Source organism: Halobacillus locisalis (genome assembly GCF_013694105.1).
GTDB classification, from domain to species: domain Bacteria; phylum Bacillota; class Bacilli; order Bacillales; family Halobacillaceae; genus Halobacillus; species Halobacillus locisalis.
Genome location: NZ_JACEFG010000002.1, coordinates 109,258 through 135,934, shown reverse-complemented (window position 1 = coordinate 135,934; position 26,677 = coordinate 109,258). Strand labels below are relative to the sequence as shown.

General features: G+C 46.2%; 24 protein-coding genes. 9 read left to right on the top strand and 15 right to left on the bottom strand.

Annotation, left to right across the window (positions count from 1 at the left end):
* Positions 1–63: 63 nt before the first annotated feature.
* The 5 genes from H0266_RS07920 to H0266_RS07900 all read left to right on the top strand — a co-directional run bounded on the left by H0266_RS07920 (position 64) and on the right by H0266_RS07900 (position 6,157).
* Positions 64–1,836: a helix-turn-helix domain-containing protein gene (locus H0266_RS07920; RefSeq protein WP_181471875.1), complete on the top strand. Its 1,773-nt coding sequence runs from the start codon at positions 64–66 to the stop codon at positions 1,834–1,836.
* A 118-nt stretch (positions 1,837–1,954) separates the two neighbouring features.
* Complete coding sequence (locus H0266_RS07915) at positions 1,955–3,289, top strand: M20 family metallo-hydrolase (RefSeq protein ID WP_246363816.1); 1,335 nt, start codon at positions 1,955–1,957, stop codon at positions 3,287–3,289.
* Complete coding sequence (locus H0266_RS07910) at positions 3,286–4,311, top strand: TRAP transporter substrate-binding protein (RefSeq protein WP_246363814.1); 1,026 nt, start codon at positions 3,286–3,288, stop codon at positions 4,309–4,311. Before H0266_RS07915 ends, H0266_RS07910 begins: the two co-directional genes overlap by 4 nt.
* Positions 4,312–4,368: 57 nt before the next feature.
* On the top strand, positions 4,369–4,905 hold the full coding sequence (locus H0266_RS07905) for a TRAP transporter small permease (RefSeq protein ID WP_181471874.1): 537 nt from the start codon (positions 4,369–4,371) through the stop codon (positions 4,903–4,905).
* A complete protein-coding gene (locus tag H0266_RS07900) occupies positions 4,883–6,157 on the top strand; it encodes a TRAP transporter large permease (protein WP_181471873.1) in 1,275 nt (424 codons plus the stop codon). Before H0266_RS07905 ends, H0266_RS07900 begins: the two co-directional genes overlap by 23 nt.
* Before the next feature lie 64 nt (positions 6,158–6,221).
* On the opposite strand, the gene H0266_RS07895 is transcribed toward H0266_RS07900, so the two are convergent.
* The 4 genes from H0266_RS07895 to H0266_RS07880 all read right to left on the bottom strand — a co-directional run bounded on the left by H0266_RS07895 (position 6,222) and on the right by H0266_RS07880 (position 9,313).
* Positions 6,222–6,695 carry a peptide-methionine (S)-S-oxide reductase gene (locus tag H0266_RS07895; protein ID WP_181471872.1) on the bottom strand — a complete coding sequence of 158 codons (474 nt, stop codon included), beginning with the start codon at positions 6,693–6,695 and terminating at the stop codon, positions 6,222–6,224.
* 24 nt (positions 6,696–6,719) lie between these two features.
* Entirely contained in the window at positions 6,720–7,508 is a 789-nt protein-coding gene (locus H0266_RS07890; protein WP_181471871.1) for a GNAT family N-acetyltransferase, read from the bottom strand.
* Positions 7,509–7,581: 73 nt separating this feature from the next.
* Positions 7,582–8,517, bottom strand: coding sequence for an aldo/keto reductase (locus tag H0266_RS07885; protein ID WP_181471870.1), 936 nt, complete (start codon positions 8,515–8,517; stop codon positions 7,582–7,584).
* A 148-nt stretch (positions 8,518–8,665) separates the two neighbouring features.
* Positions 8,666–9,313, bottom strand: a complete 648-nt coding sequence (locus H0266_RS07880; protein WP_181471869.1) for an RNA polymerase sigma factor — start codon at positions 9,311–9,313, stop codon at positions 8,666–8,668.
* 94 nt (positions 9,314–9,407) lie between these two features.
* Between H0266_RS07880 and H0266_RS07875 the strand changes: the two genes are divergently transcribed.
* Positions 9,408–9,836: a VOC family protein gene (locus H0266_RS07875; RefSeq protein WP_181471868.1), complete on the top strand. Its 429-nt coding sequence runs from the start codon at positions 9,408–9,410 to the stop codon at positions 9,834–9,836.
* A 151-nt stretch (positions 9,837–9,987) separates the two neighbouring features.
* On the opposite strand, the gene rlmH is transcribed toward H0266_RS07875, so the two are convergent.
* The 8 genes from rlmH to H0266_RS07835 form a co-directional block, all read right to left on the bottom strand.
* Entirely contained in the window at positions 9,988–10,467 is a 480-nt protein-coding gene (rlmH, locus tag H0266_RS07870) for a 23S rRNA (pseudouridine(1915)-N(3))-methyltransferase RlmH (protein WP_181471867.1), read from the bottom strand.
* Positions 10,468–10,613: 146 nt separating this feature from the next.
* The gene (locus tag H0266_RS07865) at positions 10,614–12,128 is read right to left on the bottom strand and encodes a histidine kinase N-terminal 7TM domain-containing diguanylate cyclase (protein WP_181471866.1); all 1,515 of its coding nucleotides are present in this window, start codon (positions 12,126–12,128) and stop codon (positions 10,614–10,616) included.
* Positions 12,129–12,472: 344 nt separating this feature from the next.
* The gene (locus tag H0266_RS07860) at positions 12,473–13,756 is read right to left on the bottom strand and encodes a GntP family permease (protein ID WP_181471865.1); all 1,284 of its coding nucleotides are present in this window, start codon (positions 13,754–13,756) and stop codon (positions 12,473–12,475) included.
* Positions 13,757–13,774: 18 nt separating this feature from the next.
* The gene (locus H0266_RS07855) at positions 13,775–14,950 is read right to left on the bottom strand and encodes a thiolase family protein (RefSeq protein ID WP_181471864.1); all 1,176 of its coding nucleotides are present in this window, start codon (positions 14,948–14,950) and stop codon (positions 13,775–13,777) included.
* Positions 14,951–14,965: 15 nt separating this feature from the next.
* On the bottom strand, positions 14,966–15,742 hold the full coding sequence (locus H0266_RS07850) for a 3-hydroxybutyrate dehydrogenase (RefSeq protein ID WP_181471863.1): 777 nt from the start codon (positions 15,740–15,742) through the stop codon (positions 14,966–14,968).
* 13 nt (positions 15,743–15,755) lie between these two features.
* The gene (locus H0266_RS07845; RefSeq protein ID WP_181471862.1) at positions 15,756–16,430 is read right to left on the bottom strand and encodes a CoA transferase subunit B; all 675 of its coding nucleotides are present in this window, start codon (positions 16,428–16,430) and stop codon (positions 15,756–15,758) included.
* A gap of 16 nt (positions 16,431–16,446) precedes the next feature.
* The gene (locus H0266_RS07840; RefSeq protein ID WP_181472797.1) at positions 16,447–17,142 is read right to left on the bottom strand and encodes a CoA transferase subunit A; all 696 of its coding nucleotides are present in this window, start codon (positions 17,140–17,142) and stop codon (positions 16,447–16,449) included.
* Positions 17,143–17,359: 217 nt separating this feature from the next.
* Positions 17,360–18,724 carry a sigma-54 interaction domain-containing protein gene (locus H0266_RS07835; RefSeq protein ID WP_181471861.1) on the bottom strand — a complete coding sequence of 455 codons (1,365 nt, stop codon included), beginning with the start codon at positions 18,722–18,724 and terminating at the stop codon, positions 17,360–17,362.
* A 347-nt stretch (positions 18,725–19,071) separates the two neighbouring features.
* Between H0266_RS07835 and ahpC the strand changes: the two genes are divergently transcribed.
* Together ahpC and ahpF are read left to right on the top strand one after the other, a co-directional pair.
* Positions 19,072–19,635 carry an alkyl hydroperoxide reductase subunit C gene (gene ahpC / locus H0266_RS07830; RefSeq protein WP_181471860.1) on the top strand — a complete coding sequence of 188 codons (564 nt, stop codon included), beginning with the start codon at positions 19,072–19,074 and terminating at the stop codon, positions 19,633–19,635.
* Between the two features lie 12 nt (positions 19,636–19,647).
* Positions 19,648–21,177: an alkyl hydroperoxide reductase subunit F gene (gene ahpF, locus H0266_RS07825; protein WP_181471859.1), complete on the top strand. Its 1,530-nt coding sequence runs from the start codon at positions 19,648–19,650 to the stop codon at positions 21,175–21,177.
* Between the two features lie 219 nt (positions 21,178–21,396).
* Here the strand turns inward: ahpF and H0266_RS07820 are convergent, their stop codons facing one another.
* Both H0266_RS07820 and H0266_RS07815 read right to left on the bottom strand, forming a co-directional pair.
* Entirely contained in the window at positions 21,397–22,569 is a 1,173-nt protein-coding gene (locus tag H0266_RS07820) for an MFS transporter (protein WP_181471858.1), read from the bottom strand.
* 249 nt (positions 22,570–22,818) lie between these two features.
* A complete protein-coding gene (locus H0266_RS07815; RefSeq protein WP_181471857.1) occupies positions 22,819–23,526 on the bottom strand; it encodes a MerR family transcriptional regulator in 708 nt (235 codons plus the stop codon).
* Between the two features lie 220 nt (positions 23,527–23,746).
* Between H0266_RS07815 and H0266_RS07810 the strand changes: the two genes are divergently transcribed.
* The gene (locus H0266_RS07810; protein ID WP_181471856.1) at positions 23,747–25,198 is read left to right on the top strand and encodes a DASH family cryptochrome; all 1,452 of its coding nucleotides are present in this window, start codon (positions 23,747–23,749) and stop codon (positions 25,196–25,198) included.
* Between the two features lie 131 nt (positions 25,199–25,329).
* Here the strand turns inward: H0266_RS07810 and H0266_RS07805 are convergent, their stop codons facing one another.
* The gene (locus H0266_RS07805) at positions 25,330–26,601 is read right to left on the bottom strand and encodes a M48 family metallopeptidase (protein WP_181472796.1); all 1,272 of its coding nucleotides are present in this window, start codon (positions 26,599–26,601) and stop codon (positions 25,330–25,332) included.
* Positions 26,602–26,677: the final 76 nt, after the last annotated feature.

Sequence of the window (26,677 nt, the reverse complement as noted above, 5' to 3'; positions counted from 1 at the left end):
CCTCTGTTCACCGGATGGACTTACGTGTATGATTAGTCAAAAATCATACGGAGTGGTGCTCGAATGAATACAGAAGCTAAACTACGAAGTCTCATCAATTCGGTACAGGTCATGACGTCTACCTTGAATCTGGATGAAGTACTCGAATATCTGATTAAAGAAGTTTTGCACGTGATTGATGGCTCTAATGCGAGCGTGCTATTTCTCTATGATGAAAAAATAAATAGATTATACGCAAAAACGGCGGCTGGTTTCGATATGAAGCATCTACAATATGCATTTCTTAAACCAGGTGAAGGAATGAGCGGTAAAACCTTCCTTTCTGAGAAAGGGCAGATATTTTCAACTCATACAGATACATTGGAAGGTATGCAGGATATCAATCCGAAGACGAAAGAGTATTATTCCAAAGCACGTGGTGATCTGGAATATCCAGCCAGTGCGATTTGCGTCCCTCTTAAGACGAAGCAAGGATGTATCGGCGTCTTGACTGTCGATATTTACGAGGAGAACGTCACCTTTACTCCACAGGACCTGCAATTACTCGAAACCTTTGCTACACAGGCTGTGATTGCTATTGAAAATGCCACCCTGTTTTCTAGAAATGAGCGAACTCAACGGGTGCACGAGGTGCTAAGTGAAGTATCTCTGTCTCAAGGGGGGTTGGACAAAATCACAAAAGCACTTGCTTCACTCGTCCAATCAGAGGTCATTGTGCACAACGAATTCTTCGATCTTCTTGAAACCTCAAGTGATGAAGCGACAGCGCTCGGAAACGTCCTTACCCAGGAATATTACAGCAAACTGAAAGAGGCGATGACCAATGGCCGAGGTTCAACAGGAATCATACAGTTTGATGGCCAAGAAGAACGCATATACTTTTTCCCTGTTCGAACAGATGACCGTTCGATCGGGCTGATCAGCATGTATTTAAACAAAGATGATGTACTAGACCCGTTAGACCAATTTGCTGTTGAACAAACCGTTACGATCTTCGCTCTTGAAATTACAAGGCGAGAAAGAAGCTCCTACCATGCCCTTACCTATTCTGGATATATACTCGATCAATTGCTGAATGGAAAATCCGATAAATTAACACTCAACGAGATGATCCGCACCACTTCCGGAATGGGAGAGGAAAGAAAGTACCTTCTCGTTCAGCTAACCATTGAAGAAGCAGGGTTCTCCCTCAAAGATATTTCACACAAAAAGGAGATCATCACACGGATCATCCGTAGAAAAATGGAACAACTCCCTTTTAAACCGTTCATTCTCGACCAAAACCTGGACATAGTCTTTATGTTTTCCTATCCGAAACAAACAAAAGAGACCGTTGCCTATGAGAGGATTAGAATTGCATTCGCCCAAATTATCGAAGAAGTCAAACAAGCAACAGAGTTGTCTCTTGTAGCGGGCATTGGTCGGACCGTGAACAAACTAGATGACGTCCGTACATCAGCTAACGATGCTTCCAAATGTGTGGACTACCTTCGCACTAAGCAAAATAAAAGCTCCCTCCTCGCTTACTTCGAGCTCGGCTTCCAGCGACTATTTTTGAAGACAGAAGCGAGTGAGCTTGAAGGGTATGTAGAAGAAACGATTGGTCAATTAAAACGTTATGATCAAGAGAATAAGGCTAGTCTGCTTATTACACTGAGCGTGTACTTAGATTTGAATAAAAACATGAAAGAGACAGCAGAATCTTTGTTTATCCACGTCAATACGGTTAAATACAGACTTAGACTGATACGGGAAATCCTCGGAATTGAGGAAATTGGAGGAGAAGCCGCGTTCGAACTGCAACTAGCTGTCAACATTAATCGCTTTCTCGATTAAAAACCCACATGTCTCTTCCAGACAAAAAACAGCCATTATCTTTGTACAACATAGACATTACAAAATATTCAGACTTATCTTATAATTTTATTTACCACACAGACGAAGAGGTGAGCACATGGCGATGCAAGCAACAGCTAGTTTTTCGAAATTATTTCTTTCTAGACTTATGCACCAATACCCTACGACGCTCGACCGTGATGGAGTATCAGGCAAACGCGTAGCGACCCGTTTGGCTGAGTTGTCCAAAATCGGCTTAACTGATGAAGACGGCAGCTACCGGATGTCTTTCTCGGACGAAGAGCGGGCAGCTAAAGAGTTGGTGAAAGTATGGATGAAAGAAGCAGGCCTTTCCATTTACGAAGATGGAGCAGGCAATGTTTTCGGTTCCCTTCAAGGAAAAGACCAGGAGCAGTCGATTTTATCCGGTTCGCACTTAGACAGTGTCCCCAATGGTGGTCACTTTGATGGCCCTCTAGGTGTCCTTGCCGCGCTTGAAGTGGCGCAAGCATGGCAAGAAACCGGCTATATTCCGCAAACAAACTTCGAAGTCGTCATTTTTACAGACGAAGAGGGTGCTAGATTTAATGGAGGGTTAACCGGTAGCCGAGCGATGGCAGGAGAAATTGATATGGCCACTCAAGTGAAATTGGTAGATTATCAGGGGAAACCTTTCGAACAAGTATTAAAAGAGCATAGTCTTACACTCAAGGGCTTTAGTGGTTCAAAGCGTTCATTAGACAAAGTCAAAGCTTACGTTGAAGTACATATTGAACAAGGTAAGCAGCTAGAAGAAAGGAATTTATCAACAGGCGTCGTCACCGGGATTGCGGGACCATCATGGTTGACGATCACGTTCAAAGGAAAGGCCGGACATGCCGGGAATACGCCTATGATCGGAAGAAAGGATCCGCTTGTTGCGGCAGGAGAATTCACCTTCAGACTGAAAGACATTCCTGGCCAGGTCAGCTCATCAGGAGTTGCGACCGTTGGCAAACTCGAAGTATCTCCGAACGGGGTCAATGTCATTCCAGGCGAGGTAAAACTGACGGCCGATCTAAGAGACATAGATGAGCAATGGAAGCAACAAATCGTAGAACAAGTCAAATACCTCATCAAAGAAATCGAAGACAAACACGGTATTGAAGTGGACGTTCAAGAAACGTTGAATGTCACACCAGTAAAACTTCCAGGAAAGATGCAGGAAATTGTGGCTGAGGCTACCGAACAAGCAACGGGGAAAAAAGCCTTTCATCTGCCAAGCGGCGCCGGACACGATGCGATGGTGTTGGGGAGACATGTACCGACAGCCATGCTGTTCACAAACAGTAAAGATGGTGTCAGTCATAACCCGAAAGAATGGTCTTCTCTGGAACATTGTGTCGAGACCATCCACGCTCTGAAAAAAACGCTTGAATCGATTGATCAAAAAGACAGGAGTGAGTTGATTTGAAAAACGTAAAATGGATGATGGCCTTAGTATTAAGTAGCTTGTTGTTTTTGGCGGCCTGTGGAGGCGATGGAGAAGCAAACGGAAGCGGGTCTGACGAAGCGGAGTATAAATGGAAACTGGGCTGGAACTCTGGTGAAGAAGGAGACTCAAAAGGAGAAGCCGCTATTGCTTTTAGAGAATATGTAGAAGCGGAATCTGATGGACGAATCGAAATCGAATTTTTCCCGAATGAAACCTATGCTACCTCTCCAGAGATGATAGAAGCTGTCCAAGTCGGAGCCCTGGAAATGGCGATTCCTGGTGCCAATGAGTTAGCGAATATTGTTCCAGAATACGCCGCTTTATCTCTTCCTTTCATGGTTGAAACGCCAGAAGAAGCGCACGCTGTACTAGACAGTGAGCTTGGTGCAGACTTGAGAAAGAAAGCCGAAGATCATGGATTTGTCGCTCTTACCGATACAGAACTAGGGTTTACACAAATCACCAACAACGTCAGACCGATTCAAAAACCTGAAGATTTAGAAGGACTGCAAATGAGATCTCCAAATGACGTCACGTTGATCGAAACGTTCGAAGCATTCGGTTCTTCCGTTTCCACAATGGCTTACACTGAACTGTATAACGGTCTGTCACAAGGCGTGATTGACGGTCAATTTAACCCCCTTCTGAATATATTTGATCAAAATATGCATGAAGTTCAAGATTATCTCGCTATGACGAACTTCACCTATTACTACTGTTATATGATGCTGAACAAAGATGTGTTCGACAGTCTCGATGAAGACTTGCAACAAATCGTGATGGAAGGAGCTGAAAAAGCTCGCCAAGCTTCCCGTGATGTTGTAGCCGAAAGTGAAGAAAAATACTACGAGCGCGCGCTTGAAGAATTCGAGGAAGTAACAGAGCCAGACCTTGAACCTTTCCAAGAAGTCGCAGAACCAGTCTATAAAGAAGTGGAAGACGTGATGGGTCCTGAAATTATCCAAGACATGCAAACCTTCCTTGAAGAGTACAGACAATAAGAATGAAGCGGGACAGCTTTCTTGTCTCGCTTTTTCTTTAAAGAAAGGAAATCGCCTATGACTGATCAAACTGCACATAAAAAGACATGGCCGGATCGGCTGGTAGATGGAATCGATTTTATATCGACCATCATCATGGTCGTGTTAACGGTTGTCGTATTTGCTGAAGTATTGAGCCGCTATTTTTTCAACTTTCCGCTCGTGTTCTCAAACGAAATGACCCTCCTCTTATTTCCATGGGTGATTTTCTTAGCAGCGATATCCGTCACTCATTACGAAGGGCATTTGTCGATCAATTTTTTCAGAAATCAAATGCCGAAAGCTGTCCAAAAATGGGCCTTTGCCTTTTCTAAACTTGTGATGCTCTTTTTCTCTATTTTTATGTCTTATTCGGCATATAAAATGGGCGAAAATACGATCAATCAAGTGATGCCAGTGTTAAGAATATCGAAAAGTTGGCTGACGACATCAGTCACGGTGTCTTTCGCACTTATTTCCCTCATTCTTGTCTTGCACTTGGTTCAAATCATATTAGGAAAACGGAAAGTGCCAGATGAGGAGGAGATGTTTGATGATTTGGATCATGGTCATTAGTTTCTTTGTATTAATCCTGGCAGGTGTGCCCATCGCATTCTCAATGGGAGCCTCTGCCTTAATGTATATCCTCATAGAGGGTATACCTCTTGAGATGTTCTCACAACGCTTCTTTACGAATACTCAATCTTTCGCTTTTCTTGCGATTCCATTCTTTATCTTAGCCGGTAATTTGATGATTCAAGGCCAAATTGCCCAACGGATCATTAATGTAGCCGACTCCATGGTGAGGCAGCTCCCTGGTGGACTTGGTTGTGTATCTGTCGTCACGAGTATGGGGATGGCTGGTGTGTCCGGATCATCAGTCGCTGATGCCGCTTCAACCGGAAGTGTCCTCATTCCAGAAATGAAAAAGAGAGGGTACAATGCTTCGTTTGCTGCATCCATTAATGCCTCAAGCTCGGTGGTCGGCATTATCATTCCACCGAGCAGTACGATGATCATCATCGCGTGGCTCGCTAACTTATCCATAGCAGAAATGTTTGTAGCTGGCATCATTCCAGGCCTTCTGATTGGTATCATTTATTTGATCACTACTGTCATGATTTCTGTTAAACGAGGCTATCCAAGAGAAGAAAAACCGACTTTCAAAGAATTCTTCTATCACATACGAAAAGCCTCATGGGCTCTATTACTTCCTGTTATATTGCTAGGGTCGATCCTCCTCGGAATAGCTACCGCAACGGAGGCGGCAGCCATTTCCGTCGTTTATGCTCTGCTTGTCGGCCTTCTCGTTTATAGAACCTTGAATTGGAAGAATATCTATCATTCTCTTAAAGAAACCGTTCAAGGAACAGCTGTCGTAATGGTTACGGTCTGTACATCTATGATCTTTACGTGGGTACTCATCTCAGAAGGGATCCCACGAATGATCGCGAACACCCTAAACGGTCTAGGCTTGCCAGGCTGGGCATTGATCCTTGTCCTTATTGCCATCATGTTAGTAGCGGGTATGATCATGGAATTAGTACCTAACTTATTCCTGTTCATTCCGATATTCTTCCCAATCGCTACAGACATTGGGATGGACCCCATTCAATTCTCTATCGTGATGCTCGTTTCCCTTGCCCTTGGGATGTTCACACCCCCTGTGGGAGCGACTCTATTTATCTCTTGTTATATTGCAAAGATCGGAATTGAAAAGACCATAAAAGATATCTTCCCTTATTTTGTGGCGGGTATAGTGGTCGTCCTGTTACTTGCTTTCATCCCTGTGCTAACACTTGGTTTACCATCGTTATTCAGTCAATGATTCTAAATGGGGGCGGTTCCGCTGTTTGTTCATATACTCACAAACAGCGGAACCGTCCCCATGTCTATTCCACATATTTTCTTAAAATTTCTTCTGGGATATGACAATAATCATCCGGGCACCTAGTCAACCGATCTTGATGCTCTTCTGCACTTCTCACATAGTTTGTGAGAGGCAGCACCTCAACAACGATACGGTCAGCATCATTTCTTTCCCTGATAAACGCCTTTGCCTCTTCGAGATGTTGCGGCTCTTCACTATACACGCCTGTTCTGTATTTCTCGCCAACATCCTGTCCTTGTTGATTCAAACTGTAGGGATCAATGATCTCAAAGAAATACCCCATCAGTTCGCTTACCGTTACAACGCTTGGATCAAATTCTGTTTTTACACATTCCGCGTAGCCGTCATAGTCGCCTTCGAGTGTATCGCTAGTGCCGTTCGCTCTGCCTGCTTCGGTAGCCGTCACACCGGGTAATGTTTTGATGAATTCTTGTACACCCCACAAACATCCACCTGCAAAATAGATTGTATCCATAGTTTCTCTCCTATTCATCTGACTTTACCGTCCTTGCATCTCCTTGATACTTCCCTCACCTAAAAAAGCATGACCGGTTTGTAAGGTAAGAATGGTCGTGAATCCGTAGCGACGATAAACCTTTTCCACTTGTTCATTGATCGGGTGAACCCATAGTTTCTCTAGCTCTCGGTGTTGCGCTTCTCTTTGGACTTGCTGCATCAAGAATCCGATCAATCCTTTTCCTCTATACTCTTGGATGGTGGCGACACTTTCCACCCGTCCTTGGTTATCATGAACAAAGAGGCATGCTGTGGAGCAAGGTTTGCCGTTACATTTTAATAGATAATGCGTGTAACGATCATCGTTGAATTCGGATTCGAACGCTTTTTCTCGAACGGCTTTTCCTCCGAATTCATCAATCTGACACTCCACCCATAAAGCATCCTGATAATTCTCAGAAGTTACTTCTTCTATTGTGACCTCTTCATTTGAGGGTAATGAGATGACGTCATTGTTCCAAAGCTGAATCGGTTGCGAAAAAGCTTCAAACTTGAACCCCTTCTCTTTTAATACCGCAACAAAGTTCGTCAATGACTCAAGATGATAGAGATATAATCTCGGCGTTATATTCAAAGCTTCGTAAAAGGAGGTAACCTCATCGATCACTTGTTCAGGATGGTCGGGTTGTTCACTCACATGGGCATGGTTGGCGTCATAGAGGTCTGGTTGGTGCGGGTTCGAAAACAGCACGCCCCACGTGCGCTCTTGTTTTGTTGAAAAGGATTGTAATAGTGCAAAGTCGAGTTTTTCTATTTGTTTTAGTAAATCCATTTGTGATCCGCCCAATCTTTTTTATTCCTGATCAGAAGACACGAGTGCTTCCTTCCCTAAATATAAACGTTTTTTACCACCCTAACTCGAATTCCTCTACTTCTTTTATAAATAAATCTTCCAACTGTTCTTTGACCTTCAGCGATAACATATCTTCTGATGCTGTTATATTTTGTTTCAATTGTTGAGAATCCTTTGCCCCAGGTATTACCGTCGATACTCCTTGATAAGAAAGGATAAATTGTAGTGCTACTTTCACCATGGATGTATCGTTCCCAACAATATGACTAACCTGTTCCACTAATTTCCCCCGTCTTTCGATTTGGTCTGCACTCCACCTGCTCCGAATTCCGGTAAATCTACTATGGGCATCATATTTTCCTGTAAGCCACCCCGAATCTAATGGAACTTTTGTAATCACCCCAACGCCTTGGTTATGGGCTTCTTGGATCGCTTCTGCGGGTTCTTGGTGAAAGACGTTGAACATGACCTCAATGATCTGACTGTTCGTATGGTTTAATAGTTCATACATCTCTTTTCCCGTATCGACAGAAGCTCCATACGCTCTGATTTTGCCTTGTTGTTTTAGTTTTTCGAGCATTTGAAATTGAGGGCTGTTCCCATGAAGGCTTGAGAAAGGAGGGTTGTGAAGGAGGAGACTGTCCAGGTAATCCGTGTTCAACCTTCGTAAACTCTCTTCCACTGACTTCATTAATCTGTCAGGTTCAAAGTTTTGTTCCCCATTAGGGTGATGACCACATTTACTGCTGATGATCACCTGATCTCTTTTTCCCTCTAGGGCCTTTCCCAAGATTTCTTCGCTCTTTCCGTCACCATAGTTAGGAGCGGTATCAAAGAAGTTACAACCAGAATCCATCGCTTCGCCCACTAGATGAAGCGCTTTCTCATCGGTCATCTCTCCCCAATCTTTTTCGTTACCTAACTGCCATGCTCCGAAGCCTACTTCTGACACTTGAATACCTGTATTGCCTAAGTCTCGTTTTCTCACTTTTATTTCCTCCTTTTATATGGGGACGGTTCTCGCGTTTGCTCATTCGCTCACAAAAAAGAGACCGTTCCTACGTAGTTCACGGCTTGTTTATGCTACGGTCAAGTCTTATTCAGAAAAACTTCCAATACATGTTCTGGTGGGTTTACTAAGATGTAATTTCTATGATATTTCCATCGGGATCAACAACATGGAACACAGAATGTACAGCACTTCTTCTCAATTGAAAGTTTTTCGATTCCAGTAAGCGATAAAAATAAAATATTTGCAATGGCTCAGATTCCCGAACTGCTTTTGAGAGTGCTATAATCATTTCGTGATCAGAGGGTATAACTTCCATATCCATCCTACCATTTCTAGATTTCAGTTTCTTTCTAGAGCGATGCAATGCTGTCTTAATAGATTCATTACTTACTCTTAACATTGAAGCTATTTCTTTTGAAGTGTACCCAAATACATCTTTCAAGGTAATGAGCATAGACTGTTTCAATGGTAAAGTAGTAAGTAAAAGTTCTACTAGGCTATAGTACTCTGATGAATCACTTACTCCTCCAATCGAGTCCTCCTTGAAATGAATGACCTCTTTACTCTTCCTTTTTTCGTCTAGAAAAAGATTTTTAGCTACAGTACATAAAAATGAGAAGTTGAACTCTCTATTCGGCTCTGTCTTTTTTAATCTATACACCTTCAGCATCGTTTCTTGCACAAGATCTTCTGCTACCCAAGTAGACCCTGATAACTTTAGACAATATTTATAAAGTTTCTTAATCTCAATCTCTAGATCTTCAAAAACCATGTTTTTCCCCTTTTTGTTTTTATTTATATGTAAGTGTAACTTTTACACTATTATATTCGTTATAAGAATGAACTACATTTAAAGGAGGTAGGTTATGTTTAAAGTAGGTAGTATATTTATTCCAGTTACAGACATTGAAAAATCTACAGATTGGTATGTAAAGTTTCTGGGTGTGAAAATGATCGATAGTTGGGGAGATGGTGCTGGCTTTTATTTACCAACTGGTTCAACGCAATTAGCCTTAATAAAAGTTGAATCCCCTCAACCCACTGAGTTTATTACCGAGGGTTACCAGAAGAATTCCTATTATAATTTTGTCGTTGATGACATTGAAACTGCCCATCAACATTTTCATAATAATGGCATAGTTACTACTGAAATTGACGATTTTGGTGGAATGAAATTCTTTGATTTCTTTGATTTGGACGGTAATCCGTTTAGTGTGGTAAATGAAGTAGATGGTTCCCCTTATCACTCAGATAATATTAGAGAAATGCAAGATAGAGATAAAGGGAATAAGTAAACATTTATGAGAAAGCATTACCCTTCCATGAGGATAGGTAATGCTTTCTTACGTTAAATTTCCAACAGGATGTTTCATATCTATATACACTTCTTTAGAGCGTTTTTCAGCTACTCTCCATTAATTGCAATTTCAACTCTTTGTTTTACCACTATTTATGGTACGGTTCGTTCCGAATAATTTTGAATGCACGATACACCTGCTCCACTAACATCAACCGCATCAACTGGTGAGGAAACGTCATATTCGAGAACGACAAACCATAATCACTCCGCTCCAGCACCTCATCACTCAACCCAAGCGATCCACCGATGACAAACGCGACCTTACTCTTTCCGTACGTCGCCAGATCATCGATTTTCTTCGCGAGTTTCTCTGACGTAACTTGTTTGCCCTCGATCTCGAGCGTGATGGCGTAGCTGTCTTGTGAGATTTTCGAGAGGATGCGCTCGCCTTCTTTTTGTTTCACTTCGACCATTTGCGCTTCGCTTAAGTTCTCGGGTGCTTTTTCATCAGGCACTTCGATGATGTCGACTTTGGCATAGGGGCCGAGGCGTTTGACGTATTCGTCGATGCCTTGTTTTAAGTATTTTTCTTTCAGTTTTCCGACGCTCACAATGGTTAATTTCATTCGTTGTTCCTCCGTTACAATGATTTGGTTCTAGTTTACCATACGTGGGGACGGTTCTCTTGTTTGTGAGCTAGCGACCAAACATGAGAACCGTCCCCACGCAGAGGCGCGAACACGAAAAAGCGCAAACGCAAAAGCGACCGGATTCAGGTGACTTGAATCCGGTCTCGGCCTTCACTTTTGGCTTTGTACATGGCATCGTCTGCCAGTTGATAGGCTTTTTCGAACGGCGTGCCGGGTACGACTTCACAGATGCCGATACTCACCGTGACCTCTTCCTCGATGATCGGGTTGATCAAGCACGTTTCCTCTTTCAAAGCTTCTTGGAACGCTTCTGCGAGGTTGACCGCTTTGTATTTACGAGTGTCGACGAGGATGCCGAATTCCTCTCCTCCTAAACGCGTCAGCACGGCCCCGGTGAAGCATGTCTTCATCAGGTGTGAGACGTGTTTGAGCACATCATCGCCTACCATATGTCCGTATTTATCGTTAAAGTTTTTAAAGTGATCGATATCTAATAGAAGAAAACAACGGTCTTCAAGGTTCGTATCGTGGTACAAATCAATGAAGGCGCGCCGGTTCGTCAGGCGGGTCAAGGGGTCGAGGTCCGCGAGCTCTTTCAATTGATGCTCGACCTTCTTCTGATCGGTGATATCATTCCACACAACGAGGCGGAGGTGGTTCGACTTCTCGCCAAGCAGCCGCACGTCGACGTTAAAATAAGAACCGCTCCGACTGTATTCGAAGGAGGCGTCCTCTTTTTGCCCAAGGGCCTGAAGCAGCTCGGGTACTTCTTGGAATGTCCCAGCCGCGGCTTGATGCAGGACATCTTCACGTTGCTTTTCACCATCAAATAGACGTCGGATCATTTGAAAAGCGGCGCTGTTGAATTCGATGACCTTGCCTTGCTGGTCGATCAGGAAGATGCCTTCGGTTAAATTCTCGAGCACTTCCTGGCGCGATACCGGCCAGATGGCGTTGAAGTCCATTTGTTTGTTCACGACGATCAATAATAAGGCCATGAACGAGTACGAGAGCGCGAAGGTCGCGGGAACCTCGAAGGGCAGTGAGGACATGACGAGAATCGAGACGATCGGCAGTGCGACGACGAGCGCGGACAACCCGTGCGTTTTTCGGAACTGCTTCGGTACGTCGAACATGTTGCGGATCAATAGAAGGATCGTGAGTACGGCGATGACGAATGTATAGGACCCGAAGAATCCGTTCAGAAACGTGGACTCGATCGAGACTTCGGTATAATTCCATATTTTGACGACGGTGACACTTTCGCGCATCCACCCGTGCCAAGAATCTGTGAAAATCAAAATCGTATCGATGACTGACGGAATCAGCAATAGACTTATGAGGCGGATCGTTTTCCGCGGGGCTTCCTGCCGCAATTCCATCGCATACCCGAACACGAAAATCGGCGCGACAATGAGCGTCACTTGCTGCAAGTTACGCAGCCACAGCATCACCCCGGGATCATCCGAAACCAATTCGAATACCGTCAAGAGTATAAACACCCCCGACAACCCCGCCGCAAAGGCAAGCAATGTCCGGGACAGTTTTCTTGGTGGTTGCATAAGAACGAGCGATAAATAGAGGACGATCAGTCCAAGTCCCGATAAGAAATATATGTATGGATCCAGCCAGTTCATCCGCAACCCTCCAACCGTTTCAGTGTATCTATTATTTTAGCATAGGACATTATAACTAATGGTTGATTTTTTTGAAAAATAATAGAAGGGTAGACCTTATCAAGTTGAGAATGCCACCTCATCTTATGATCTGCCCCTGTGCTCTCTACCGTTTCTTGGAGCATGCGCTTGCAAAACGGTCGTGAGAGGCGTCTTCACGACGATTTTTGGTGCGTTCTCCAGTGGAAATCGACGTGAGGGAGGTGATCAACGCGGTTTTACACCCTCCCTACTGAAAAAACGGCAGAGATCGCATCAACACATAAGCAGCCCTCTCCACTAACGAGAGGACTGCTTCCAAAAGTTTATAAAATACCAATCGTGTTCAGTAAGATGACGACAGCCACCGAGATGACTGGAATCAGGACGGCTACGACAAAGATTTCCTTGTAACTGTCCTTGTGCGTCATGCCGGTAATCGCAAATAGCGTCAGGACCGCTCCGTTGTGTGGCAGAGCATCGAGTCCGCCGGAGGAAAGCGATGCGATCCGGTGGAAGGCTTCTGGGCTGATGCCGGTATTCATGGCGATTTCATAATACTTCGAGCCTAACGCTTCCAAGGCAATTCCCATTCCGCCAGAAGCTGAGCCAGTGGCACCGGCAAGCACGTTGACGGCGATCGCTTCTGAAATGAGGGGGTTCCCTTTGATGCCCATAAGAAGCTGGGTCAAGTTCTGGAAGCCGGGTACTTCGCGGACGACGGTACCGAAACCGACAGCTGCGGACGTATTGATGATGGCAATGACGGAACCGTTTGCGCCGCCGTTAATAGATGGAACGAAGCGCTTGAACTTCGTGACGTTCAGCAGCATGATCAAGACGATACCGGAAATCAAGGACGTGACAATATCAAAGTTTAATAAGTTCAGCGTCAATAAGACGGTTAGTAACGGAAGCAGGGATAGCATGAAGTTCGGAACGTGCTCTTCCCCTTCCGCTTGATTCTCCTCTTTCGGTTCAACAAACACTTCCCCTTGGGCGACGAGTTTTTTCTCGCGGTAACGCAAGTAAAGGTAGCCTCCGACACCCATAATGACGGCGGCGATGATGCCCATGACAGGGGCTGCCATCGCATCGGTTTCAAAGTAGTCCATCGGGATCAGGTTCTGGATTTGCGGGGAACCTGGTAGGGCCGTCATCGTGAAGGTGAAGGCACCGAGTGCGACGGTTGCCGGGATCAGTTTGCGGCTGATGTTCGCTTCACGGAACAACGACAGGGCTAACGGATAAACAGCGAAAACGACGACGAACAAGCTGACGCCTCCGTACGTTAAGACGGCAGCGGAAGCGAGTACGCCGAGAATCGCGCGTTTGGTTCCGATCAGCTTGGTCATGGCAACGGCGACAGAGCGGGCCATGCCGGTGTCCTCCATTAATTTACCGAAAATGGCTCCGAGTAAGAATACAGGGAACCAGGATTTGGCGAAGTTCACAAACCCGCTCATATATGTATCCGTGTACGCTGGTAGCAAATCGAGACCACCCGTGACGGCCACGACGCCGGCGGCAATCGGGGCGACCCAGATGATCGACCAGCCTAAGTAGGCAAGGGCCATCAAGGTGATGAGCCCTAGTAATATTCCAAACATGATGTATTTCCTCCTTTTTTATACTTCAACGACCATCGCGATGCCCTGACCTCCGCCAATGCATAAGGAGGCGACACCATACTTCAGGCCGCGTCGTTTCAATTCTTTCACTAACGTATATAAAACGCGTGTTCCGCTCGCTCCGACAGGGTGACCGAGTGCGATCGCACCGCCGTTGACGTTGACCTTGTCGCGGTCGAGCCCCAGCTCTTTTTCCACCGCCAAGTATTGGGCAGCGAACGCTTCGTTCACTTCGATCAAATCCATGTCCTCAAGCGTCAAATCTGTTTTATCAAGCGCTTGGCGAATGGCTGGGGCTGGACCGATACCCATATACTTCGGATCGACGCCGGCCACACTCCACGAATGAATTTTAGCGATCGGCTGTTTATTGTAATCGTTTACAAAAACTTCACTGGCAAGGATGACCGCTCCGGCACCATCATTGATGCCACTCGCATTTCCACCTGTCACGCTTCCTTCTTTCCGAAAAGCCGGACGAAGTTTCGCGAGCGTTTCCGCATTCGTGTCTTCCCGGATGTGCTCATCCTGGTCGACGGTCACGGTTCCTTTTCTCGTTTTTACTTCTACAGGTGCGATTTCTTCCGCAAAACGACCTTCTTTCCTAGCGTCCGCTGCGCGCTTGTGACTGACCACGGCATACTCATCTTGCGCTTCTCTTGAAATCTCGTATTTCTCCGATAGATTCTCAGCGGTCACCCCCATGCCCGCTCCGATATACTCATCGGTCAAAGCGGCCCACAGCATATCGTCCATCTGCGGTGTAGCGAGCTTTGTTCCGAAACGACTGCCGTGAAGCGCGAACGGAGCAAGACTCATACTATCGACCCCGCCGGCAAGCGCGACCGAGCCTTCCCCAAGTTGGATGGATTGAGCGGCTGAAATGACGGACTGCATGCCGGATCCGCACAATCGGTTCACCGCAAGAGCCGGACTCTCCATCGGAACGCCGGACTTCAAGGAAATATGTCTAGCGAGATAGGGAGCATTTTTCGCCGAATGAATGACGTTTCCCATTACGGTAAAATCAATGGCCGCAGCCTCGATGCCACTCCGCTTGATCGCTTCTGTGCTCGCGGTGACCGCAAGTGTGGTCGGGTCGACGTCTTTCAATGCCCCTCCGAAACTACCAAATGGGGTACGGGCTCCTTCTAAGATATAAACAGGTTTCATAGATTTTCCTCCTTTTTATTGAGCGGTGTAGCCGCCGTCGATGACGACTGCTTGTCCGGTAACGCCTCGCGCTTGGTCGCTTGCTAGAAACAGGGTGTAATCCGCGACTTCCTGAACCGACAGCAGGCGTTTCTGTGGCACGAGCGGATAAATGACATCTTCTAGCACTTGATCCAAGGACACATCGCGGTTATTCGCTAAGTCCTGCAGTTGATTGCGTACAAGCGGCGTATCGACGTAGCCTGGGCAAACCGCGTTCACGGTAATTCCGTCGGCTGCTCCTTCAAGCGCCGTCACTTTCGTTAAGCCGATCACGCCGTGTTTCGAGCTGTTGTATGCTGATTTCCCGGCAAAACCGATCAAGCCATTGATCGACGCCATGTTGATGATGCGACCGAACCCTTGCTTTTTCATAATCGGAAAGACGTGTTTCGTCGCCATAAACGGTGCGACGAGCATCACTTTCGTTATAAATTCGAACTTCTCTGTTGGAAATTCTTCAATCGAAGCGACATGTTGAAGCCCTGCGTTATTAATGAGTACATCCAGGCGTCCATATGTTTCGACCGTCTGATCAATCGCCGATTGCAGTTGCTCTTCCTTCGTAACGTCTGCGGCTAGTCCGATACAGTCATGGCCTTCTGCTTTCAACTGATCGGCTGCTTCTTTCACTTTTTCTTCGTTAATATCGCTTAGGGCGACCTTCGCGCCTTTGCGAGCGAATTCGGTGCCGATTTCATAGCCGATTCCACTCGCCGCTCCTGTAATAAAAACGATTTTATTTTCTACCATCGATGATTCCTCCCTAATAACTCGTATTGAGTAATGATTCACTTACCTTAAGATCCGATTCCGTGGACTCTTTGATTTCATCTACCGTCCATCCTTCCGCAACTTCGACCAGCACCAGCCCTTCGTCTGTCACATCGATGACAGCACGATCGGTGATGATCCGGTCGACGACGCCTTTTCCGGTCAGAGGCAGCGTACAAGATTTTAAAATCTTCGGTGCCCCGTGCTTATTGACGTGATCCATGATGATGACGATTTTCTTCGCTCCGTGGACGATATCCATCGCCCCGCCCATACCTTTGATCATTTTGCCTGGAATCATCCAGTTGGCGAGGTCTCCGTTCTCCGCTACTTCCATGCCGCCAAGGATCGCGAGGTCAAGATGCTCACCGCGGATCATCGCAAACGATTCAGCACTGCTGCAATACGAGGCACCTGGGGCTGCGGTGACCGTTTCTTTTCCTGCATTGATCAAATCTGGGTCGACTTCATCCTCATACGGGGAACGCCCGATGCCGAGCAATCCATTCTCTGATTGAAGGACAATTTCTTTCTGTTCTTGAATGAAATTCGCGACCATCGTCGGGATTCCGATTCCTAAATTGACGTAGTAACCGCTCTCAATTTCACGTTCTGCTCGTTTCGCTATCTTCTCTCTCGTTAACGCTTTATCTAATTGGACTGCCATTGTCATTCCTCCTTATTTACGCTTCTTGTCTTACTGTCAGTCGTTCAATTCGTTTCTCCTGAATCCCTTCAATCAAGCCTTGGACGTAAATGCCCGGTGTATGAATATGATCTGGATTCATTTCCTCTGGCTCTACCAACGCCTCTACTTCCGCGATGGTGACCTTTCCTGCGGTCGCGATCATCGGATTAAAGTTGCGGGCCGTTTTGTTGTAGATCAAATTTCCGTAACGATCACCTTTCGCTGCCCGAACGAAGCTATAGTCCGCTGTCAGTCCTGTTTGCAGCAAATACTCTTTACCATCGAATGAACGGACTTCTTTCCCTTCCGCAATCGGTGTTCCGACGCCTGCTGGTGTGTAAAAAGCCGGAATGCCTGCGCCACCTGCACGGATTCGTTCAGCCAAAGTCCCTTGTGGGGTGAGCTCGACTTCAAGCTCCCCCTCAAGCACTTGTCGTTCAAATTCTTTGTTCTCCCCGACATACGAGCCAATCATTTTATCGATCTGTTTATTTTTAAGAAGAAGACCAAGTCCCCAGTCATCAACGCCACAGTTGTTTGAAATGACGGTCAAATGCTTCACCTCTGACTCCACAAGGGCTTTGATAAGGTTCTCCGGGATCCCGACTAGACCGAACCCCCCGACCATAATCGTGGAGTAGTCTTCTATTCTTTTTACTGCTTCCTGAAATGATGTATAAATGGTTTTCATATTCTTCACGCTCCCTTCACCTTCTACATGCAAGAATCATGCCAACTTGAAATTCAGCGTGATGAAAGGGTTTTTCTTTTTCAGGGTCAGAATGGATTTCAGGATTCTGGAATTTTAATGATAACGCTTACATTAAATTGGGCGAAACCCCGTCTTCACAACAAAAAAAGAGCCATTCCAGCATCTCGGAATGACTTTCCGGATTTCTGGAATGACGCTACAGATCATATTTTTTAATTTTTTCATATAAACTCGACTTCCCGATACCGAGCCACTCCGCTGCCTTTGATTTATCCCCATCCGTTCGGTTCAGCGTTCGTTCGATCGTCTGTTTCTCCGTTTTTTCTAAAATCTGCTTTAAATTTTCTTGTTCTTGAAAAATCGACGATTCCGGCTGAATGTGCCCAGGTAAGTCATCCATCCCGATGAAGCTCTCATCCGTCAGGTGAACCGCCGACTCCAGTGTGTTCTCTAGCTCACGGATGTTTCCCGGCCAGGAATAGCGCTGCAGCACGTCATACACCGCTTCATCGATACCGGTGATCCGCTTCCCGATGCGATCGGCCGCTTTTTGCACAAAATACTTCGCCAACACCCGAATATCATCTCCTCGCTCTCTCAATGGAGGAATCTGAATTGGCACGACGTTGATACGATAATACAAGTCCTCACGGAAGCGATTCTCTTCAATCAACTTCTCAAGCTGCTGATTCGTTGCCGCAATGATCCGCACATCGATCAGCTCTGTCGATTCGCTCCCTACCGCTTCAACTTCCCCTTCCTGCAAGACACGTAAAATCTTCACTTGCGCGTGCATTGGCATATCACCGATTTCATCGAGAAACAGCGTGCCACCATGAGCCATTTGGAATTTTCCACGCTTGCCGCCTTTTTTCGCCCCGGTAAAAGCCCCTTCTTCATAACCGAACAATTCCGCTTCAATCAAGTCATTTGGAATGGCGGCACAGTTCACTTTGACGAAAGGCTTCGTACTGCGTTCACTCAGGTGGTGAATGCTGTGGGCAAACAACTCTTTGCCTGTCCCACTTTCCCCACGTAACAATACCGAGACGTCACTATGCGCGGTTTTCTTAACCTTTTCTTTCACGTGAGAGATCTCGGGAGAACTGCTGATGATATCATGCAGCGAATACTTCGTTCCGTTCTGCTTCTGCATTTGGGTACGATACGCCTCGAGCTCAAGGAGAAGGTCCTTGATGCGACTGTTCATGATCTTCCACTCGTCCGTATCGCGGAACAAGACCATGCCAAGCGCTCCAACGACCTCATCATCCGACTGCAGGGGAATCCGGTTCGCAATCATATAGTCGCCGTTGATGTGTTGGAGGTCCGCCATTTCCTGCTCCCCTGTTTCAGCGACGATATGCATCCGGCTGTTCTCTATCACGTCTGTGACGTGCTTACCGACACAAGCCTCCTTTTCGACACCTAAGAAACGGCAGTAACCTTCGTTCAAGTATGAAATCCTTCCCTCACGGTCGACGATGACAATGCAATGGTCCACGTTACCGAAAAACGTTTCAAATATACTATCACGGTATTGATCCAATATCGAAATCATAATTATCCTCTTTTCTAATGGTAGCGTTCTCATTGGTCTTTGTTTGAAGTTTATCACGATGTCTAAAGACTGACTATGAGTATTTTCGGGCAACACTATATATAGGATGTGTTTCATCATGTCCATATCATTAGATTCCTCTCCGCATCGGTTGTATAATGAAAATTGTGAGTTTTTCTCATGTCCTCAATATTCGACAAAATAGATGAGGGTTAGAGATAAGTTTGTGAACGTGTTGACAAACTCCGACTTTTATTTAATAATATTTATTGTATTAGAATTATTATAAATAACTGCTTCCTATTTATAGAGAGGCAGAATCAACCATACACAGGAGGATTTTTATTATGTCTTTAATCGGTAAAGAAGTACAACCATTCCAAGCAAAAGCGTTCAAAAACGGTGAATTCATCGATGTAAGCGAAGAAAGCATGAAAGGTCAATGGAGCGTTGTATGCTTCTATCCAGCAGACTTCTCTTTCGTCTGCCCGACAGAACTTGAAGATCTTCAAAACAACTATGACGCGCTGAAAGAACTAGGCGTTGAGGTATTCTCTGTTTCTACAGATACGCACTTCGTACACAAAGGCTGGCACGATAGCTCTGAAAAAATCAACAAGATCGAATACGCGATGATCGGTGACCCATCTCAGCAGATTTCTCGTAACTTCGACGTACTAGATGAAGAGTCTGGTCTAGCTGATCGTGGTACATTCATCATCGATCCAGACGGCGTCATCCAAACCGTTGAAATCAACGCAGGCGGCATCGGCCGTGACGCGGACAACCTTGTAGGTAAAATCAAAGCAGCCCAATATGTTCGTTCTAACCCAGGCGAAGTTTGCCCGGCGAAATGGGAAGAAGGAACAGATACCCTTACACCAAGCCTTGATCTTGTAGGTAAAATTTAAGGAGTGGAATAAATGGTTCTTGATGCACAAATTAAGTCACAATTAAACCAATATCTTCAAATGATGGAAGGTGACGTTGTACTGAAAGTCAGTGCAAGCGAGGACGATGTTTCCAAGGAGATGCTAGCTCTTACAGATGAGCTAGCATCTATGTCTTCTTCTATCAAAGTTGAAAAAGCTCAACTGAAACGAACGCCAAGCTTCAGCGTAAGCCGCCCCGATGAAGAGACGGGCATTACGTTTGCGGGTGTTCCATTAGGTCATGAATTTACGTCGCTCGTTCTCGCCCTCTTGCAAACAAGTGGACGTGCACCGAAAGTGGACCAAAGCATGATCGAGCAGATCAGAAACATCAGTGGCGAATACCACTTTGAAACGTATGTCAGCTTAAGCTGCCACAACTGTCCTGATGTTGTACAGGCTCTGAACTTGATGAGCGTCCTGAACCCGAATATCACCCACACGATGATCGACGGTGCGGCGTTCAAACAAGAAGCAGAAGACAAAAACGTCATGGCCGTTCCTTCTGTACACTTGAATGGTGAATTCTTCGGCGGCGGTCGTATGACGCTTGAAGAGATCGTCAGCAACATCGCGGACCAACCCGGACCAGAAGAATTCAACAATCGTGACCCTTACGAAGTACTTGTCGTCGGTGGCGGACCAGCTGGTTCCAGTGCCGCGATCTATACAGCTCGTAAAGGCATCCGCACAGGTATCGTAGCCGAGCGTTTCGGCGGTCAGGTGCTGGATACGATGAGTATCGAGAACTTCATCAGTGTGAAAAAGACGGAAGGACCGAAGATGGTCGCAAGTCTTGAAGAGCACGTCAAAGACTATGATATCGATATCATGAACCTTCAACGCGCGAGTCTTTTGAATAAAAAAGACCTGTTCGAGCTTGAACTTGAAAATGGGGGCGTTCTGAAAAGTAAGAGTGTCATCATTTCAACCGGAGCTCGCTGGCGTCAAATCGGCGTACCGGGCGAAGAAGAGTTCAAGAACAAGGGTGTGGCGTACTGCCCGCACTGTGATGGTCCTTTATTCGAAGGCAAAGATGTCGCCGTCATCGGCGGAGGAAACTCCGGTGTCGAAGCTGCGATTGACTTGGCCGGACTTGTGAAGCACGTCACAGTCTTAGAATTCGGTTCTGAACTGAAAGCCGACGAAGTCTTGCAGAAACGTCTGCACAGCCTTCCGAACGTAACGGTTCACACCGATGCCCAAACGACGGAAATCACAGGTGATGAGAACGTCAACGGTCTCACGTACGTCGATCGTCAAACGAACGAAGAGAAGCACATCGAACTCGAAGGTGTCTTCGTTCAAATCGGTCTTGTACCGAACACCGAATGGTTAGGTGACTTCGTTGAGCGTACCCGCACAGGTGAAATTGTCGTCGACAAACACGGCGCGACAAGTGTTCCTGGCGTGTATGCAGCAGGAGACTGTACAGACAGCCCGAACAATCAGATCATCATTTCTATGGGTGACGGTGCGAATGCCGCCCTTGGCGCATTCGACCACTTGATCCGTAGTTAAAGTCCTAAAGCCTCATTTCTGCTACCCGGCAGAGATGAGGCTTTTTGGTGGGTTGCTGTGGGGACGGTTCCCGCGTTTGGTTTTGGATTCTGCATGGGGACGGTTCTCGCGTTTGGTCTCGCAAAGTTAATATAAAAAATAACCAAACCGGTTGGAGAGGTAAACTCCAGCCGGTTTGGTTCATGAACGCTGTTCCATGTATTCAACGTATTTCATTCATTATTGTTGTTGCAAGTTCGACTTTTTGCTGTTCATAAAGAACGAAACAAGCAGCATAAGCGCTAAGAAGATAAGGACGATACTAAAACCACCAGCTTGTCCGAACACTTCAGAAGCGAGTCCGACGATATACCCTGCAATACCTCCACCGATTCCAGCTGCGATATAGATGAGACCTAGTGCGGAACCACCCGTCTTCGAGATTTGTGTCCCGAATGCGGTGGCTGTCGGGAATAAGGTCGAGAAGAATAAGCCCGCTCCTGCGAATAGATAAGGGAAGTCGTTGGCGAATAAGAAACTGACCCCTACCATGATGAGGGCACCAGCAGAGAATACAATCAAAATGATGCGCTCATTAATGTAGTTGGTGAGATAAGCGATTCCTAATCGGCCGATCATGAAGAATATCGAGAAGAGCGATAGAATCGTTGCGACCATATCCTCTTTTGCCTCTGTTGAGATTCCCCCTAAGTCAAGCGACTTCAAGTAAGTCGGAAAGAAGTTCGTGAACGATACTTCTGCCGATACTTCAAACATCAGGAAGAACAATAAGAACAGGAACTGGGCATCTTTCAGCATTGGAATAAAAGCTTTCAAATTGATTTTTTCTACCTTACCAGAAGGGAACTTGACCGACGTAATATAGAGGATCACAGCAACGAGTGAGACCGCGATTCCGACGTAAAAATAACGCCATGAAGCAAACTGGAATAAGTAGTTCAGAAATTGAGGGAAGACGACCATCCCGAGGCCATATACACCCATGGCAAAGTTGAACATCTGATTTTGCTTATTCGGGTAAGCGATAGGGACGATTGCGTTCGAGGCGACTCCCATAGCCCCCAACCCAAAGCCGACAATCATATAGAAACCGAGGAAAAACATAATATTCGGTGCAATACCGGTACCGAAGAAGCCGAGCCCCATAATGACAGAACCAATGATCGTCATCGTCCGCAGTCCTTTTTTATCGGTATAATAACCGATGACCACACTGGCTAAGGTAAAGCCTAATTGGAAGATGAGGACGACCAGACCGAATTGACTCATATCTAACCCAAGATCGTTTTCCACTTGGTCGAGCACAATTCCTTTCGTGTTCGTCACTCCTCCTGATATAAATTGCGTAAACATTAATATGATTAAAGCATGAATACTCTTTCCTTTTGACATAATGATAAATCCTCCTGGAGTATAATGTGAACGGTCTCTACCTGACCATGTTCGAGTTATTTCCCAGGAATTATTTTAGTAAAACGATATTTTTGATTGTAAACGTTTTACAATCAAAATTCGCAATTTTCTGTATAAATTCTCTGCATGGGGACGGTTCTCATGTTAGATTTTGCATACGTCGAAGACCCTAAAATCATAAATAAAAAGGAGTAGGGCTCACCCACTCCTATAAACTAAGTCCATATTTTATTTTCTAAACAAATCGAGAAACTTCTCAAAACCGCTCTTCGGTTTGTTCACCGTTTGCTCGAGGCGTTGATTGAAGTCACTTTGCAAACGCCATTCCTTGCGGTGCTCATCTCGCATTTGTTCCATTTCTTTTCGGAGATGCTCACTTTTCTCCCGTTCCTCTTCCAGCATTTCCTCATAGTGCGATTTTTGCTGATCAATCAGCTTCTCCATTTTCGTCGTCATTTTTTGAGTGGAGTTGCCGATGCCGGAGCTGATGACGTGGTGATCTTGCCTGAGGCGTGACATGGTCGTCTTCATTTCGGCCATATCGTTTGCGAGCTGTGTGTTCATTTCGCGTGATGCGGCTAACTCTTTCGATATGAACATCAACAACTCCCGCATCTGCTGGGGATCATTCAGTGATGTATCGTATGTATCGCTTCCAGCTATTTCAGTTGTTTCTGACGTCGCTAAGCGTTCTTGTTGTTGTTCAACGAGCTCTTGTGATATCTCTTCTAGAGGCTTGTCCGTATCGCGTATCGCTTGTAGCGCTTCGACATCCGACTGAACAAACACCCGTCGTGAACCATTTTTGAAAAACTCATATCCGCTTCGCTCCAGAATCTGTCCGTACTTTCTTACCGTTGGCGTTGCAATATCTAATTCTTCAGCCACTTCTTTCGTGGAATAAGCTCGTTCATTCGGCTTTATATCGTGTCGCATATCGGATCTCCTCCTCTCTTAAATATGAAGGTTTTTCACCGTTTTTTCAAGAGCATATCGTCGGGCGATACAAATATTTTTTTAGTGTAAATGATAGGTCATTTTCCGTATCGCGTGGCGATTCATCCGATACACATAAGCTAAAAAAGCATTGCCATGGTTCCCCTCCCCTCCTTTAGGGAATTCTTATCCTTAGAATGAAACATAAGGAGGAAGACAAGTGGAATCATGCGTCCTAGTTTGGTTTCGAAAAGATTTACGCGTACACGATCACCAACCCTTGATTCGCGCAGCAAAAAGTGGACATCCCGTTTTGGCTGTCTATGTATTCGACCCTGATGAATATGCTGACACTGTTTATGGATTTCCAAAAACAGATCGTCACCGGGCTCAGTTTATTCGGGAGAGTATCGAAGATTTAGGGAGCAACTTGAAAGAGCTTGGCGTGCCGCTTCTCGTCCGACACGAAAAACCTGAGGACACGTTTGCTTCTATTCAAGAGCAATACCACATTGAGACCGTGTTTTTGCATGAAGAAATAGGTAGTGAGGAACAAGACGTGGAGGAGCGCGTGCGGGCGATATTACCCGATACATCGTTCGTTGTTGATCATGGGCGGAACCTCTATCACCCTGACGATTTGCCGTTTGATATCCACGACTTACCGGATACCTTTTCTCAATTCCGAAAGCGGATCGAAAAAGCCGGCACGGTAGTGAGACCGTCTTTGACGCCTCCTCAGAATGTGAATGGCGTTGAAGATGCCTTCTATTTAGGAGAGATTCCTTCATTGTCAGCACTCGGTCTTGAAGCATTGGACCGGGAACCTCGGTATAAAGGCGGTTCGTCACAGGCAAAGGAGCGCGTTCTTGACTATATTTTCACAAAAGACCGGTTGAAGATCTATAAAGAAACACGGAACGGCATGCTGCATGAGGACGATTCTTCGAAGTTTTCCCCATGGCTTGCTAATGGCTGCCTGTCACCGAAAGTAGTCTATGAACAAATTCAAAACTATGAGCAACAATACGTGAAAAACAAATCCACCTACATGCTCTACTTCGAACTGTTATGGAGAGATTATTTTCACTTGGTTCATCGCAAGCACGGCGATCGGATCTTTTACCCATCAGGACTACGCGACGCCGATGTACCATGGGCGTACGACGAGGATTTGGCTGAGGCGTGGCGGGAAGGCCAGACGGGATACCCACTCGTGGATGCGGCGATGCGTGAGTTGAAGGAGACGGGGTTCATGTCGAATCGAGCCCGTCAAAATGTCGCGAGCTTTTACACCAAAAACCTGGGCTTAGATTGGCGTGAAGGAGCAGCCTGGTTCGAATCCCAACTCGTCGATCACGATGTCGCAAGCAACTATGGCAACTGGCTGTATATCGCTGGCGTTGGAAACGATGCGTTTCAGTTCCGTGCGTTTAATGTAGAAAAACAAGCTCAGGATTATGATCCGAACGGAGAGTTCTTGCGCCACTGGCTGCCGGAATTACGTGATGTGCCAGTCCCTTGGATTTTCAAGCCGCGTGAGATGGGGATGGTCGAACAGGAACAGTATGACGTTGTCCTTGGTGAGGATTACCCGCTTCCGATTGTCGACTTGCTGGAGTCGATGCAAAAGCGTAAGTCCGTGTTTTTGGATGCGATGGGCGAGGAGTAGATTGGGCTGAGGGTTTGTGGGTTGTGCGCGACTCACGGAATTTGTGCGCGCTTAGTCGCTTTTGCGAGCGCTCTGCCTCTTATGCGAGCGCCCACCCTTTTCCAGATAGCCCATCAAAAAAAGCCCGCCAATCACGGCGAGCTTTTTTCATCATTATAACTCTCAAGCATATGAATCCGTTCCATCATCGTCGGATGACCATAGCGCATATACTTCACGAGAGCGGGCGGGTTCACGTCGCTCAGACCATTGACGGTGAGCTCCTGGAACGATCCGATGGCGGCGTCGACGTCTTCGGTCATTTCGATCGCATATCGGTCCGCATCGGCTTCGGCGTTGCGCGATATGGCGAGTTCGACAGGCGTCGCGACGAAGGTGAGCAGCGATAAGACGATGTACAGAACCGGTAAGCCCGCGATATCGGACATATCTTTCACATTCCAAGCGTCTCCCCACTTCCGGAACGCAAAGCGTAGAATCCGGTACCCGGCATACAACCCGATGAAGCTGCCCACGAGCAGTCCGAACAGGTTCCAGTACAAGTGGTTCATGACGTAGTGGCCGATTTCATGCGCCATGATGAACAGCACTTCGTCTTCCTGAAGACGGTTGAGCGTCGTATCCCACAACACGATGCGCAAGCTCGAACCGATGCCGTTGACGTAGGCGTTCATGCTGTTCGTCTCTTCCGACATGTTCACTTCATACACCCGGTCAGCCGGGACGTCGGCGCGTTCAGCGAGGGTTAGGATCTTCTCTTCCAGTTCTTTATTTTGCAATTCGTAAAAATCGTTATAGAGAGGATCGATGATTACGGGTTGGATATACATCATCAGCACGATGAACGGAATAAGCCCGACCCACGCATAGAGCCACCAGCGTTTTTCAAAGCGCCGGATGAGCATGTACAAAACGGTGATCAGAAGGGCCATGATGATGAACCCGATCCAGAATCCGAGCATTTCATCCCTCATCCAGGAGGAGAAACTTTGGGTGGAGATGCCGTAGTGCACCGACAAATAGCGATACGCATAATCAACGGGAAACGTCAGAAACCACGTGAGAGCGGACAGTAGGAGCACGTACACCGGTATGGAGACGATACGAAAGCGGGAGATCCGCTCGCCGAATTTTTTAAAACCATGAGACAAACCAAAGACGAGTACGCCTATGTAAATGATCCACTCGAGCGGAATGGTCGCGAATGAGAGGAAGTTCCGGTAACGGGAATATTCCTGACTGAGCTCGAGTTCGCGGTCTGTCATAAATGTCGCGGGGTCGGCGGCCGTTCCTTCATACGCTGCCGGGATCCCGACGTCTGCCCACTGGAATAGGTACAACCAGACAAGCAGTACATATAAGGGATAAATGATAAGTGTCCCTTTGATAAATCGTTTCTTCATGCTCCCACCTCCGTACCATTTACTATCATTGTACAAGTTTGTCCAAAAAAATAGAACGTAAAAGCGCAAGCCCTCG

Coding starts and splice junctions, on each gene's coding strand:
- H0266_RS07920 (WP_181471875.1), top strand. CDS start 64: ATGAATACAGAAGCTAAACTACGAAGTCTCATCAATTCGGTACAGGTC.
- H0266_RS07915 (WP_246363816.1), top strand. CDS start 1,955: ATGGCGATGCAAGCAACAGCTAGTTTTTCGAAATTATTTCTTTCTAGA.
- H0266_RS07905 (WP_181471874.1), top strand. CDS start 4,369: ATGACTGATCAAACTGCACATAAAAAGACATGGCCGGATCGGCTGGTA.
- H0266_RS07900 (WP_181471873.1), top strand. CDS start 4,883: ATGATTTGGATCATGGTCATTAGTTTCTTTGTATTAATCCTGGCAGGT.
- H0266_RS07895 (WP_181471872.1), bottom strand. CDS start 6,695: ATGGATACAATCTATTTTGCAGGTGGATGTTTGTGGGGTGTACAAGAA.
- H0266_RS07890 (WP_181471871.1), bottom strand. CDS start 7,508: ATGGATTTACTAAAACAAATAGAAAAACTCGACTTTGCACTATTACAA.
- H0266_RS07880 (WP_181471869.1), bottom strand. CDS start 9,313: ATGGTTTTTGAAGATCTAGAGATTGAGATTAAGAAACTTTATAAATAT.
- H0266_RS07875 (WP_181471868.1), top strand. CDS start 9,408: ATGTTTAAAGTAGGTAGTATATTTATTCCAGTTACAGACATTGAAAAA.
- rlmH (WP_181471867.1), bottom strand. CDS start 10,467: ATGAAATTAACCATTGTGAGCGTCGGAAAACTGAAAGAAAAATACTTA.
- H0266_RS07865 (WP_181471866.1), bottom strand. CDS start 12,128: ATGAACTGGCTGGATCCATACATATATTTCTTATCGGGACTTGGACTG.
- H0266_RS07860 (WP_181471865.1), bottom strand. CDS start 13,756: ATGTTTGGAATATTACTAGGGCTCATCACCTTGATGGCCCTTGCCTAC.
- H0266_RS07855 (WP_181471864.1), bottom strand. CDS start 14,950: ATGAAACCTGTTTATATCTTAGAAGGAGCCCGTACCCCATTTGGTAGT.
- H0266_RS07850 (WP_181471863.1), bottom strand. CDS start 15,742: ATGGTAGAAAATAAAATCGTTTTTATTACAGGAGCGGCGAGTGGAATC.
- H0266_RS07845 (WP_181471862.1), bottom strand. CDS start 16,430: ATGGCAGTCCAATTAGATAAAGCGTTAACGAGAGAGAAGATAGCGAAA.
- H0266_RS07840 (WP_181472797.1), bottom strand. CDS start 17,142: ATGAAAACCATTTATACATCATTTCAGGAAGCAGTAAAAAGAATAGAA.
- H0266_RS07835 (WP_181471861.1), bottom strand. CDS start 18,724: ATGATTTCGATATTGGATCAATACCGTGATAGTATATTTGAAACGTTT.
- ahpC (WP_181471860.1), top strand. CDS start 19,072: ATGTCTTTAATCGGTAAAGAAGTACAACCATTCCAAGCAAAAGCGTTC.
- ahpF (WP_181471859.1), top strand. CDS start 19,648: ATGGTTCTTGATGCACAAATTAAGTCACAATTAAACCAATATCTTCAA.
- H0266_RS07820 (WP_181471858.1), bottom strand. CDS start 22,569: ATGTCAAAAGGAAAGAGTATTCATGCTTTAATCATATTAATGTTTACG.
- H0266_RS07815 (WP_181471857.1), bottom strand. CDS start 23,526: ATGCGACACGATATAAAGCCGAATGAACGAGCTTATTCCACGAAAGAA.
- H0266_RS07805 (WP_181472796.1), bottom strand. CDS start 26,601: ATGAAGAAACGATTTATCAAAGGGACACTTATCATTTATCCCTTATAT.